This window comes from Longimicrobiaceae bacterium, assembly GCA_035696245.1.
GTDB lineage: Bacteria > Gemmatimonadota > Gemmatimonadetes > Longimicrobiales > Longimicrobiaceae > DASRQW01.
The window spans coordinates 1-14,726 of the sequence record DASRQW010000492.1; the positions used below are offsets into that span (position 1 = coordinate 1).

A 14,726-nucleotide genomic window follows, 5' to 3' on the forward strand; every position below is an offset into this window, starting at 1 on the left:
GCTCCATCTCCGCCTCCTGCGCCTCGCCGGACAGGCCGGACAGGTCGGCGGATTCCACGGCGAACGCGGCTTCCGGCGCGAGCGGGAAGGCGTGCCACCCGGCGTCGCCGCACGCGTAGCCGGTCCGCAGCGCATCGTGCAGCGCGACGACTTCCACGACGGCGCGGCGCAGCGCATCGGCCTCCACCGCCTCCGGCAGATCGAACGCGAGCGCGTGGTTGAAGTGCTGCGGATCCACCGGCTCCGCCTCGAAGAACCACCGCTGCACTGGCGTCAGCGGAAGCGACACATCTCCGCTCCGCGCTTCAGTAGATGCGGAGCCGCTTATCGCCTGGCCGACATCGAAACGCGATGATTCAGCGCCGTCAAATGCAGCGTTACTGGATGCGATGTCAGGAGATACGCTCCGCCCGCGCAGCAGATCGAGCTGCCGCGACATCACGCGCAACTGTTCCGCGACCAGCCACTCCGCGCTGCCTTCGACGCCCGCGGTGGAATCGGCAGATGTAGATGCAATGACGGGAGATGCGGACGCGACGGTATCCGCCGTTCCGGCCGGCGCCGCGGCGGATGCGGGGGCGTCGATCCAGTGGCGGGTGCGCTGGAACCGGTACGTGGGGAGGAGGACGCGGCGGCGGCGCTCGTGCTTCCACACGCCCTGCCAATCCACATCCACGCCGTCCGCCCACAGCCGGCCGAGCGCACGGAAGACGAACTGCGCGTCGTGCGCCGTCTCGCGCGGCTGGCGCATGGTCGCGACGCAGGGGACGTCGCCGTCCTGCGCCTCCACGACCGCGGAGAGGCTCTGGCCCGGGCCGGTTTCCAGCAGCACCGCGCCCGGAAGGGCCGACACTGTCGCCAGCCCCTCGCGGAAGCGGACCGTGCCGCGGAGGTGGCGAGCCCAGTACGCGGGGTCCGCCGCCTCGTCCGGCGTGATCCAGGTGCCGGTGACGTTGGAGATCCACGGCAGCTCCGGCGCCTTCCGCGCGACGCGGCCAACGAGCGCGGTGAACTCCGCCAGCACGGGGTCCATCATCGGCGAGTGGAAGGCGTGCGACGTGTGCAGCCGCTTGTGCCGCACGCCCGCGTCCGCCAACCGCGCCTCCAGCGCCGCCACCGCGTCCTCATCTCCCGACACCACGCAGCTCCGCGGCGCGTTGTCCGCCGCGACGGAGACGCCGCCGGGCAGCATCTCGCTCACCTGCTCCACCGGCAGCGAGACGGAGAGCATGACTCCGCCGGGCATCGACTGCATCAGCCGTCCGCGCGCGGCGACCAGCGCCAGCGCGTCGGCCAGGGAGAAGACGCCGGCCAGGCATGCCGCCACGTACTCGCCGATGCTGTGGCCCAGCATGGCGGCCGGGCGCACGCCCCACTCCATCCACAGCCGCGCCGTCGCATACTCCACCGCGAAGAGCGCAGGCTGGGCGAGCGAAGTCTCCCGAAGCCGCTCAGCCGCCGCGTCTTCCCCACCGATGGGCGGCATCAGCAGCTCGCGGATGTCCAGCCCCAGGTGCGGGCGCAGCATCTCCGCGCACCGGTAGATCTCCGCCCGGTACGCCGGCTCCGTCTCGTACAGCCCGCGGCCCATGCCGGGATGCTGCGCGCCCTGGCCGGGGAACAGGAAGACGACCTGGCGCGGCGCCGGCCACGGCGCGCCGAAGATCACGCCCTCGGACTCGGTGGATTCCAGCGCGGCGACGGCGCTCTCCGCATCCGCAGCGACGACGGCGCAGCGGCGCGCGAACGCCTGGCGCCCGGCCTGGAGCGTGAACGCCGCATCCGCGAGCGGAAGCCCCGCATCTTTCCGCAGGTGCGCGGCGAGCGAGGTGCGCGCGGCCCGCAGCGCATCGTCCGTCTTCGCCGACAGCGGCAGCAGGTGCCACGTGCGCTTGGATTCGGTAGATGCGGACGCGGGCGCTTCCTGGAGGATGACGTGCGCGTTGGTGCCCCCCATCCCGAACGAGCTGACGCCCGCCCGCCGCGGCGCGTCCGAGGTCCAGTCGCGCAGCTCGCTTGCAACGTGGAATGGCGTGGACGCGAAGTCGATGGACGGGTTCGGCGCGGTGAAGTGCGCGGTGGGCGCGATACGACGGTGCCGCAGCGACATCACCGCCTTCATAAGCCCCGTCACCCCCGCGGCCGAGTCCAGGTGCCCCAGGTTTCCCTTGGCCGAGCCGAGCGCGATCCAGCCGCGGCGCCTGGTGCCCGCGCCATATGCGCGGGAGAGCGCGGCGACCTCGATGGGGTCGCCCATCGCCGTGCCGGTGCCGTGCGCCTCCACGTAGCCCACGCTCTCCGGCTCCACGCCCGCCACCGCCAGCGCCTCGGCGATCACGGCGGCCTGGCCGTCCGCGCCGGGCGCCGTGTAGCCCACCTTCGCCGCGCCGTCGTTGTTCACGGCCGAGCCCAGGATCACCGCCAGCACCGTGTCGCCGTCCGCCAGCGCGTCTTCCAGGCGCCGCAGCGCGACCACGGCGGCGCCGCTGCTCGGGACTGTGCCCGCCGCCTTCGCGTCGAACGGGCGACAGTGCCCGTCGGGCGAGAGGATGCCGCCTTCGGAGAACGGGTAGCCGCCCACGTGCGGCACCGTCACCGTGGCGCCGCCCGCCAGCGCGATGTCGCACTCGCCGCTGGCCAGGCTCTGGCACGCGTAGTGGACGGCGACCAGCGACGTGGAGCACGCCGTCTGCACCGTCAGGCAGGGCCCGCGCAGGTCCAGCCGGTAGGCCACGCGCGTGGCGAGGTGGTCCGGCGCGTTCGCCAGCACCATCGGGAAGGTGTCCGCGCCAGCCGCGGTGACGGCCGGGTAGACGTTGCCCAGCAGGTACGTGTTGAAGCCGGTGCCGCCGAACACGCCCACCCGCTTGCCGCGCGCCGGGTGGCCGCAGCGCTCCAGCGCCTCGTGCGCGCACTCCAGGAACAGACGCTGCTCCGGCGGCGTCAGCGCCGCCTCGGCCGGCGTCATCCCGAAGAAGCCCGCGTCGAAGCCTTCGATGTCGGCCAGCACGCCGCGCGCGGGGACGTAGTCCGCGTCCGCGACCTGCGCCTCGGGCACGCCCCCCGCGCGAAGCTCGGCCGCCGTGAAGAAGGTGACGCCCTCGCGCCCCTCCTCCAGCATGCGCCACAGCTCCTCGGGCGTGGAGGCGCCGGGGAAGCGGCCCGCCATCGCCACGATCGCGATGCCGTCCACCGGCTCGTCCATCATCGAATCCGAACCGCTCACGAGGTGCCCTCCGCGGCGGCGGCCTGGCGGCGGGCGAGCAGGTCCTTCTGGCGCTGCTTCAGGTCGCGGCGCTGGGCGCCCGCCTCGCGTCCTTCGTCCGTCACCGCCGCATCCGCCTCCGCTCCGCCGCGAAGGAACGCGGCGAGCGAGCGCACGGTGGGATGGCGGAAGAGATCGACCACGGAGAGCGTGGGCATCTTCTCCCGCAGCCGCCGGTGCACGCGGGCCACGAGCAGCGAGTGCCCGCCAAGGTCGAAGAAGTTGTCCTCCGCCGAGACCGCGGAGATGCCCAGCAGCTCGCACCACAGTGCGGCGATCTCCGTCTCCAGCTCGCCGTCCGGCGGCAGCAGCGCGCGACCGGCAGTGGGAGCGGCGTCCGGCTCCGGCAGCGCGCGGCGATCCACCTTGCCGTTGGGCGACAGCGGCAGCGCGGCCAGCGCCACGAACGCGGACGGAACCATCGGCTCGGGAAGGCGCGTCTGCAGATGCGCGCGCAGCTCGTTGGCCGAAGGCGCCTCGCCGTCCGCCGCCACGTACGCCACCAGCCGCACCTCACCCGCCGCGTCGGTGCGGGCGACGACCACCGCGTCGCGGACGCGGGGGTGGTCCGCCAGCGCGGCCTCCACCTCGCCCGTCTCCACGCGGAAGCCGCGCACCTTCACCTGCCCGTCCAGGCGGCCCAGGTACTCCACGTTCCCGTCCGCCCGCCAGCGAGCCCGGTCGCCCGTGCGGTACAGGCGAGCGCCAGGCGCGGACGAGAACGCGTCGGGGACGAACCGCTCCGCCGTCAGCGACGGGCGGCCGAGGTATCCCCGCGCCACCTGCACACCGCCCAGGAACAGCTCGCCCGGCACGCCTGTGGGCACGGGAAGCCCCGGATCGTCCAGCACGTAGACGCGCGTGTTCGCCACCGGCGCGCCGATAGGCACGGTCGCGTCGCCCGCACGGCAGCGCCAGGCGGTGACGTCCACCGCGGCCTCGGTCGGCCCGTACAGGTTGTGCAGCTCGGCAGATGGAAGACGGGCGAGGAAGCGGTCCTGGAGCGGCGCCGGAAGCGCCTCGCCGCTGCAGATCACGTAGCGCAGCGACGTGCAGCCGTCCATCTCCGGCTCGTCCACGAAGAGCTGGAGCATGCTGGGGACGAAGTGCGCCATGGTCACGCCCTCGCGCCGGATCAGGTCGGCCAGGTACGACGGCTCGCGATGGCCTTCCGGCCGGGCCGGGACCATCGTCGCGCCCGCCATCAGCGGCCAGAACAGCTCCCAGACCGAGACGTCGAAGCCGAACGGCGTCTTCTGCATCACCCGGTCGTCCGCGCCGATGCGGAAGTGCTCCTGCATCCACCGCAGGCGATTGCAGATGCCCGCGTGTGAGTTGACCACACCCTTCGGCCGGCCGGTGGAGCCTGACGTGTAGATGACGTACGCCGCGCTCTCCGGCACCACGCCGGCGTCGAACGGCGACGCATCTTCCGCATCCACCGAAGCGCCGTCGCGGTCCAGCAGCAGCACGCTGCCGTCGTGCGCGGGGAGGCGCGCGGCCAGGGCGGACGTGCTCACGAGCGCGGAGACGCCGCTGTCCGCCAGCATGTAACCCAGCCGCTCCGCCGGATAGCCGGGATCCAGCGGCAGGTACGCGCCGCCCGCCTTCAGCACGCCGAGGAAGGTGGCGACGGCGTCCGGCCCGCGCTCCAGGCACACGGCCACGCGCGACTCCAGCCCCACGCCGCTCCGCCGCAGCGCCCGCGCGATCCGGTTCGCCCGCGCATCAAGCTCCGCGAACGTAACGCGTTGGCCCTCGTAAGCGACGGCGACCGCGTCCGGCGTCCGCGCCGCCTGCTCCGCGCAGAGCGCATGCAGCAGGTCGGTGGACGGATAGGGACGCGCCGTGTCGTTCCACTCGCCCAGCACGCGCCGCCGCTCCTCGCCTTCGAGCAGCGAGAGCCGGGAGATGCGCATCTCCGGGTTCGCCGTCACCGCCTCCAGCAGCAGGCCGAAGTGGCGGGCAATGCGCTCCGCCGTCGCCGCGTCGAAGAGGTCCGCGTCGTACTCGAGACCGCCGGAGATGCCGTCGTCGCCGTCGGAGATGGCGAGCAGCAGGTCCATCTTGGCGATATCGCCGCCGGGCGCGACCGTGGTGGCCGTGACGCCCGGGAACACGGGCGCGTCCGCATCTCCCGACTGCTGGATGAACATCGCCTGCACCAGCGGGTTGCGGCTCAGGTCGCGCTCTACGCGCAGCTCCTCCACCAGCCGCTCGAACGGCACGTCCTGGTGCGCGTAGGCGCCCAGCGTGGCCTCGCGCACTCGGCCCAGCAGCTCCGCGAACGTGGGGTCACCGGAGAGGTCGGTCCGTAGCGCCAGGGTGTTCACGAAGAAGCCGACCGTGCCCTCCGTTTCGCGCCGCGTGCGGTTGGCGATGGGCGTGCCGACCACCACGTCGTCCTGCCCCGTGTAGCGGGCGAGGAGGAGCTGGAAGGCCGCGATACCGGCCATGAACGGCGTGGCGCCCTCGCGCCGGGCAAGCTCGCGCAGGCCGCGGCTCACCGAGGCCGGGAAGCCGAACTCGTGCACGGCGCCGCGGTGGGCCTGCACGGCGGGGCGCGGGCGGTCCGTGGGAAGCTCCAGCACGGGCGCGCCGGCCAGCCGCTCGCGCCAGTAGGCCGTCTGCGACTCCAGGTGCGCGCCGGCCAGGTGCTCGCGCTGCCACGCCGCGTAGTCCGCGAACTGCACCTCCGGCTCGGCCAGCGGCGACGGCTCGCCCGCCGCGAACGCCGCGTACACCGCGGAAAGCTCGCGGAAGATCACGCCCGTGCTCCACCCGTCCGTCACCGCGTGGTGCAGCGTGAGCACCAGCGCGTGCGAATCGCGGGAGATGCGGATCAGGCGCGCCCGCATGAGCGGCCCGGCGGCGAGGTCGAACGGGCGCCACGCCTCGGCCTCCGCGCGGTCGCGCCACGCATCGGGAGATGCGGACGCGTCCTCCATCTCCAGCGCGATCCCGCACTGCTCGACCGGGCGGACGACCTGCACCGGCCCCTCGGCGCCGTCGGCGAAGACGGCGCGGAGCACCTCGTGCCGCCGCGCGATCTCCACGACGGCGCGGCCCATCGCGTCCACGTCCAGCGGACCGTCCAGGCGCACGATGGACGGCAGGTTGTACAGGTGCCCGCCCGGCTGCATCTGCTCCAGGAACCACAGCCGCTGCTGCGAGAACGACAGCGGCGACTCGGCGGATGCACGGCGTGCGATCGCCTGCTTCGCATCTCCCGAAGCACCGTTCGCTGCCGCGTCGGACGGCTTCGCATCTCCCGAAACGCCGCCGACGGACGCGACGGTGGACGCGGACACGGGCGATGGCAGCGTGTTGGTAGATGCGGTCGCTTCGGGAGATGCGGGCGCGACGACGTCGTCCTCGCGTACGATGCGGACGATGCGGGAGAGCTGCACTGTGCCGCCCGCATCGCGCAGCCGGTCGATCTCGCGCGCCACGCCCTCCACCGTGGGCGACTCGAACAGGGTGCGGAGGGGAAGCTGCACGCCGAACGACTCCTGCACGCGCGACACGACCTGCGTGGCCCGCAGCGAATGGCCGCCCATCGCGAAGAAGTCCGCCGTGGTGCTCACGCGCTCTATGCCCAGCACGCCGGCCCAGATGCGCTCCAGCAACGCTTCCGTGGGCGTCCGCGGCTCCGTGTCCGCCGCGTCGTCCACCGGCGCGCCGGCATCCTCCGGCTCGGGGAGGGCGCGGCGGTCCAGCTTGCCGTTGCCGGTGAGCGGCATCTCCGGGAGCACCACGAAGGCAGCCGGGACCATGTATTCCGGCAGCCGGGCGCGCAGGTGCTCGCGCATCTCCGCCACCGAGGGTGCGGCGCTGCCCTCGGCCGCCACGGCGTACGCGACGAGGCGCAGGTCGCCGCTGCCCGGCTCGGGCTTCGCGAGCACGATGGTCTCGCGGACGCGGGGGTGCGCCAGCAGCGCCGCCTCGATCTCGCCCGTCTCGATGCGGAAGCCGCGGATCTTCACCTGGAAGTCGATGCGGCCCAGGTACTCCAGGCTGCCGTCCACCCGCCGCCGCACCTGGTCGCCGGACCGGTAGAGACGTTCCCCGGCGATGCCGCTGAACGGGTCCGGCACGAAGCGCTCGGCCGTGAGGCCCGGCCGCTCCAGGTAGCCGCGCGCCAGGCCGGCGCCGCCCACGAACAGCTCGCCCGGCACGCCCGCGGGCACCGGCCGCAGCGAGCGGTCCAGCACGTACAGCCGCAGGTCCGGGATCGCCCGGCCGATGGGCGTGCCGGGCGACGCCTGGCGGAAGTCCGCGCCGGTGAGCGCGTGGTAGGTGACGTGCACGGTCGTCTCGGTGATGCCGTACATGTTCACCAGCCGCGGGCGCTGCGGGCCGTAGCGGTCCAGCCACGGGCGCAGCGTCTCCAGCTTCAACGCCTCGCCGCCGAACACCACGGCGCGCAGGCGGTCCAGCGGCACCGGCTCGGCCGCGTCGGCCTGCACGAGCTGGAGGAACGCGGAAGGCGTCTGGCTCAGCATGGTCACGCCCTCGGCCGCCATCAGCGCGCGGAAGCGGGCCGGCTCGCGGCTCACCATGTGGGGGACCACCACCACGCGGCCGCCGTACAGCAGCGCGCCCCAGATCTCCCACACCGAGAAGTCGAACGCGTACGAGTGGAACATCGTCCACACGTCGTCTGCCGTGGGCGCGAACCACGCGTCCGTCGCTGTGAAGAGGCGCACCACGTTGCCGTGCGTGACCATCGCCCCCTTGGGCCGCCCCGTGCTGCCCGACGTGTAGATCACGTACGCCAGCGACGACGGCACCACGGACGGCGGCAGATTCTCGGTGGATTCGTCCTCGACCAGCGCCCAATCGCCGTCGATGCGGAAGACGTCCGCAGAGTTCGCGGGGATGCGGTCCGCGAGATGGGACTGCGTCACCAGCACCGCCGCGCCCGCGTCGCCGATCGTGTAGGCGATGCGGTCCGTGGGATGCGCGGGGTCCAGCGGCACGTACGCGCCGCCCGCCTTCAGGACGGCGAGGATGGCGACCATCATCTCCGGCCCGCGGTCCAGGCACAGCGCCACGCGCGACTCCGGCCCCACGCCGCGGCCGCGGAGATGGCGCGCCAGCCGGTTGGCCCGCGCGTTCAGCTCGCCGTAGCTCAGCGCCTCGCCCTCATACGTGACCGCCACGCGCTCCGGCGCCTCGGCCGCGCGCTGCTCGAACAGCGCATGCAGGCAGCCCTCCGCCGGCATCTCCGCCGGGAGCGGGTTGCAGGCGTGCACCACGGCGTGCGCCTCGTCCGCGTCCAGCATCGCCAGCTCGGAGAGCTTCCGGTCCGGCTGCGCGCCGATGGAGAGCAGCAGCGTCCGGAGATGGCCGGCGAGGCGGCGCATGGTCGCGGCCTCCCACAGGTCCACACGGTACTCCAGCGCGCCGCGCAGCTCGTGCGGCGACTCGCTGAGCAGGAGCGAGAGGTCGAACTTGGCCGTCTCGCCCACCCAGTCGCCCACCTCCACCTCCAGCCCCGGCAGCTCCAGCGCGCCCTCGGGCGCGTTCTGGAGCGCGAGAAAGGCCTGGAAGAGCGGGTTGTGGCTGAGGCTGCGACCCGGCTGCACCTCTTCCACCAGCTTCTCGAACGGCACGTCCTGGTGCGCATAGGCGCCCAGCGTGGCCTCGCGCGCACGGCGCAGCAGCGTGCGGAAGGTGGGGTCGTCCGCCAGGTCGCCGCGCAGCACGAGCGTGCCGGCGAAGAAGCCGATCAGCCCCTCCAGCTCCGGCCGCGTCCGCCCGGCGATGGAGGTGCCGACCAGCACGTCCGTCTGCCCGCTGTACTTGGCCAGCAGCGTCTGCCAGGCGGCGAGCAGCACCATGAACAGCGTCGCCCCCTCCGCCCGGGCCAGGTCGCGCAGCGGCTCCACGACCTCGGTGCCCAGCGTCATCCACTCGTACGCGCCGCGGTACGTCTGCACGGCGGGACGAGGACGGTCGGTCGGCAGCTCCAGCAGCGCCGGGGCGCCGGCCAGCCGCTGCCGCCAGAACGACATCTGCCGTTCGAGCTGCTCGCCCTGGAGATGGTCGCGCTGCCATGCCGCGTAGTCGCCGTACTGGATCGGCAGGTCCGGCAGCGGCGACTCGCCGCCGTGCAGGAAGGCGCCGTACAGGGCCGACAGCTCGCGGTACATCACCCCCGTGCTCCACCCGTCACTGACGATGTGGTGCACGTTCAGCAGCAGCACGTGGTCGTCTGCGTCCACGCGAACGAGGCGGGCGCGGAAGAGCGGACCGTTCGCCAGGTCGTACGGCTCGCTGCACGCCTGCGCGGTCAGCCGCTTCACCTCCGCTTCGCGCTTCGCGGCGGGGAGATGGGAGATGTCCGTCGTCTCCATTGCCACCGGATGCGGCGGGAGCACGGCCTGCACGGGCTCGCCCTCCTCCACGTCGAACACGGTGCGGAGCGATTCGTGGCGGGCGACCACCTCGTCCAGCGCGCCCTGCAGCGCCTCCACGCTCAGCGCGCCGCGCAGCCGCAGCACGCCGGGGATGCCGTACGCGCTGCCCGCGCCCTCCATCCGGTCCAGCACCCACAGGCGCTGCTGGCTGAACGATGCGGGAAGGACGTACACGTCGTCGGCCGCGTCCGGCGCGTCCACCGCGCCGGGATATTCCAGCATGCTCATCGGTTGCTCGGGAGGTTGCCCGCGCCGCGGCCCGCGAGGGGCCGGCGCGCCTGGCGTGCAACGGGAACGATGGGAGAGGGGCCCGCCGCGGCGCCCGCTTCGCGCAGGCGGTCGATCTCGCGGGCCAGGCCGGCCACAGTGGGCGTCTCGAACAGCGCGGCCACGGGCACCGGCACGCGGAACGCCTCCTCGGCGCGCGAGGTGACCTGCGTGGCGCGCAGCGAGTGGCCGCCCAGTGCGAAGAAGTCGTCCTCCGCGCCCACGCGCTCCAGCCGCAGCACCTCCGCCCAGATGCCGGCCAGGACGGACTCGGTGGAGTTGCGCGGGGCCACGTACTCGCCCGCCGCGGTGGCGTCGGACGACGGCGCGGGAAGGGCGCGGCGGTCCACCTTGCCGTTCGCGTTCAGCGGCAGGGACGGGAGATGCACGAAGGCCGGCGGCACCATGTACTCCGGCAGCCGCGCCTTGAGGTGCGCGCGGAGGTCGGCGGCGGACGGCGCTTCCGGAGATGTGAAGTAGGCCACGAGCCGCTTGTCGCCCGGCGCGTCCTCGCGGACCGTCACCGCGGCGGATTCGATGGAGGGGTGCGCGGCCAGCACGGCCTCGATCTCGCCCGTCTCGATGCGGAAGCCGCGGATCTTCACCTGGCCGTCCAGGCGCCCCATGAACTCGATCGCGCCGTCGGCCAGGCGGCGGACGCGGTCGCCCGTGCGGTACATCCGCGCGCCGGGCGCGGCGGAGAACGGGTCGGGGACGAAGCGCTCCGCCGTCAGCGCGGGACGGCCCACGTAGCCTCGCGCCACGCCTTCGCCGCCCGCATACAGCTCGCCCGGCAGGCCGTCCGCGACCGGCTGGAGCGCCGGGTCCAGCACGTACGCCCGCGTCCCGCGGATCGCCCGGCCGAGGGGGATGCCGGGCCGCGCCGCATCTTCCGGACGGATCGTGCGGCAGCAGGTGAACGTGGTGTTCTCCGTCGGCCCGTATCCGTTGACGAGGCGAAGATGCGGGTGCATCTCCATCACCCGGCGCACGTGCGGGACGGAAAGGACGTCGCCGCCCGCGAGGAGCTGGCGGACGCGGGCGAAGCAGCCCGGCCGCGCATCCGTCACTTGGTGGAAGAGGCCGGCGGTGAGCCACAGCGTCGTCACGTCCTCGCGCTCAATGAAGTCCGCGAGCGCGTCGGGCGTGGGCGTGCCCGCCGGGAACGGCGCCAGGCGGCCGCCGTTGAGCAGCGGCGCCCACACCTCCAGCGTGGACGCGTCGAACGCCACGGGTGCCATCTGCAGGAACACCTCGTCCGCGCCCATCGCGCAGAAGTCGGCGCCGCGCACCAGCCGGACGACGGCGCGGTGAGGAACGCCCACGCCCTTCGGCGTGCCCGTGGAGCCGGACGTGTAGACCACGTACGCCAGCGAGTCCGGCCCGCACACCTCCTCCGGCGCGGCGGACGAGCGCGCGGCGATCTCGCCCGCCTCCTCGTCCGCGAGGACGGTCTCGATGCCGTCCAGCGGGAGCTGCGCGGCCAGGTCGCGCGTCGCCAGGACGAGCGAGACGCCGGCGTCACGCAGCATGAACGCCAGGCGCTCGGCGGGATACGCGGGGTCCAGCGGCACGTACGCGCCGCCCGCCTTGAGGATGGCAACGAGGGCGACGACCAGCTCCGGCCCGCGCTCCATCGACAGCCCCACGCGCGTCTCCGCCCCCACGCCGCGCGCCCGCAGGTGCCGCGCGAGCCGGTTCGACCGCGCGTCCAGCTCCGCGTACGTCATCCGCGCATCGCCCGAGCCGACGGCGACGGCGTCCGGCGTCGCCTCCGCCTGCTCGGCGAACAGAGCGTGCACGGTGGATGTCGTCGCATCCACCGAATCCGCCGTCCACTCGGCCAGCAGTGCGGCGCGCTCCGCCTCGTCCATGGCGGAGAGCCGGGAGATGCGTGCGTCGGGGTTCGCGACCGCGGCGGCGAGCAGCGCGCGAAGCTGACGCGCCAGGCGGCGCACGTTCGCGGCGTCGAACAGGTCGGCGGCGTAGCCCAGCGTGCCGCGCAGGCCGTCCGCGCCGTCCCACAGCGCAAGCTCCAGGTCGAACTTGGTGAAGCCGACCTCCTGCGCGAACCTCTCCACCCGCGCATCGCCCAGCGACAGGTCCGTCTGCGGCGAGTTGTGGAAGGCGAACGAGACCTGGAAGACGGGCCCGTGGCGCAGGCTGCGCTCCGGCGCGACCTCTTCCACCAGCCGGTCGAAGGGCAGCTCCTGGTGCGCGAAGGCGCCCAGCGTGCTCTCGCGCACCTGCGCCAGCAGCTCGCGGAACGTGGGATCGGCGGAGACGTCCGCGCGCAGCGGCAGCATGTTCACGAAGAAGCCGATCAGCCCCTCCAGCTCCGGCCGCGTCCGCCCCGCGATGGGCGAGCCGACGACGATGTCGTCCTGGCCGGACGCACGGGCGAGCAGCGCCTGCCATCCCGCCAGCAGCGCCATGAACGGCGTCGCGCCCTCTCCGCGCGCCAGGGCGCGGACGGCCTCCGCCAGCTCGGCGGAGAGCTCGACGGGCTCATAGCCGCCACGGTGCGAGGGCATCGCCGGGCGCGGCCGGTCCGCCGGAAGCTCCAGCAGCGCCGGAGCACCCTTCAGCCGCTCCGCCCAGTACGCCAGGTCCGCATCCATCGCTCCGCCCGCCGTGCGCTCGCGCTCCCACGCCGCGAAGTCCGCGTACTGCACCGGCAGCATCGGCAGGTCGGCGGACGCCCCGCCCGCGAACGCCGCGTAGAGCGCGGACAGCTCGCGGTACAGCACGCCCATGCTCCACCCGTCGCTCACGATGTGGTGCATCGTGACGAGCAGCACGTGGTCGTCCGCAGCCAGGCGGATCATCGACGCGCGGAAGAGCGGCCCGCGCTCCAGATCGAACGGCCGGTCCGCCTCGGCGGATGCGAGGCCGCGTGCGGTCGCCTCGCGCTCGCCGGCCGGCATGGCGGAGAGGTCGGTGACGGCGAGCGTGACGGGAGATGCGGGGCGGACGACCTGCACCGGCTCGCGGTCCACCGTGGCGAACACCGTCCGCAGCGCCTCGTGCCGCGCGACGATCTCGCCCAGCGCAGCCTCCAGGGCCGCGACGTCGATGGGTCCGGAGATGCGCAGCGCCTCGGGCACGTTGTACGTCGAGCCGCCGGGCCGCAGCCGGTCCACGAACCACAGCCGCCGCTGCGCCGACGAAGCCGGCGCGTGGGTGCCGCGGGAGATGCGGGCGATGCCGTCCGTCCCCTGCCCCGCCGGCCGCGCCATCCGGTCGATGCGCGCCGCCAGCCGCGCAACCGTGCGCGCTTCCAGCACCGCGCGGATGGTCACGTCCACGCCGAACGCCTCGCGCACCCGCTCCGCCACGCGCGACGCGCCCAGCTCGGAACCGCCGCGCGCCGTGAAGTCGTCCGTCGCGCCCACGCGCTCCACGCCCAGCACCTCCGCCCAGATCGCCGCCAGCGCGACCTCCGTCGCCGTCGTCGGCGCCACCCGCGCCGCATCTCCCGAAACCCCGCTCACCACGGGAGATGCACCGCCACCCATCGCCCCATCGCCCGAGACGGACTCGGCGGATGCGGAAACGGCGGATGTCGATACGGAGACGGTAGCTGCGGACGTGACGGGCGGCACCGTCAGCTCCGAGATGCGGCGTCGCGGATGCGCGGCGGCCTCCTCCAGCACGGTGCGATATGCGTCCGCCAGCCGCTCGATGGTGCCCGCGCCGAACAGGTCCGTGCGGTACGTGAGCCGGCCGACGTACGCCTCGCCCTCCTCCTCGACCGAGAGGTTGAGGTCGAACTCCGACGTGCCCGTGTCCGGGTGGACCAGCTCCACGCGCGCATCGCCCAATGCGAGCGACAGAGCGGGGCCGTTCAGGTAGACGAAGACCGCCTGGAACACCGCGCCGTGGCTGCGGTCGCGGCCGGCGCCGAGCGCCTGGACCACCAGGTCGAACGGCACGTCCTGGTTGGCGTACGCCGTGAGCGTCGTCTCCTTCACGCGCCCCAGCAGCTCCGCGAACGTGGGGTCGCCGCGCAGGTCGCCACGCAGCGGCAGCATGTTCACGAAGAAGCCGATCAGCCCCTCCAGGTCCGCCTGCGTGCGCCCGGCGATGGGCGAGCCCACCACCACGTCGTCCTGCCCCGCGCAGCGGCCCAGCACCATCTGCCACGCCGCCAGCATCGCCATAAACGGGGTCACGCGCAGCGCGTTCGCCATCTCCCGCACCGCGTTGGCGGCGTCGGCGGGGATGGGGAACGCGAAGGTGCGCCCGGCGTGCGCGGGCACGGCGGGACGCGGCCGGTCGGTGGGGAACGTGAGCAGCGGCGGGGCGTCGGCGAGCTGGGACGTCCAGTAGCAGAGCTGCGCTGCCATCGCGCCGCCGTGGAGCTGCTCCGCCTCCCACGCCGCGAAGTCCGAGTAGCGGATCGGAAGCTCCGGCAGCGGCGACACCTCGTCGCGCGCGAACGCCTCGTACAGCGCGGACAGCTCGCGGAACATCACGCCCGTGCTCCACCCGTCGCTCACGATGTGGTGCACGTTCAGCAGCAGCAGGTGGTCGTCGCCCGCCAGGCGCAGCAGCGTGGCGCGGAACGGCCGCCCGCGCGCCAGGTCGAACGTCCGCGTCGCATCTTCCTGCGTCAGCCGCTGGGCCTCCGCCTCGCGCGCATCGGCCGGCAGGTGCGCGAGGTCGATGTTGGCGACCACGGACGGGAGCGGGGGATGGATGACCTGCCTCGGGCGCCCGTCCACCGTGGTGAAGCCGGTGCGCAGCGTCTCGTGCCGGCGCGCGAT

3 protein-coding genes are annotated in these 14,726 nt (G+C 73.6%); all 3 read right to left on the reverse strand.

Annotated elements, in window-relative coordinates; genetic code table 11:
• Nucleotides 1-3,226, reverse strand: a 3,226-nt coding sequence (locus VFE05_22000; protein HET6232764.1) for a beta-ketoacyl synthase N-terminal-like domain-containing protein, incomplete at its 3' end; no start/stop codon positions are given.
• Nucleotides 3,223-9,918, reverse strand: a complete 6,696-nt coding sequence (locus tag VFE05_22005) for an amino acid adenylation domain-containing protein (GenBank protein ID HET6232765.1) — start codon at nt 9,916-9,918, stop codon at nt 3,223-3,225. The genes VFE05_22000 and VFE05_22005, both read right to left, overlap by 4 nt.
• Nucleotides 9,915-14,726: amino acid adenylation domain-containing protein (locus VFE05_22010; protein ID HET6232766.1), on the reverse strand; the 4,812-nt coding region annotated here is incomplete at its 5' end. The genes VFE05_22010 and VFE05_22005, both read right to left, overlap by 4 nt.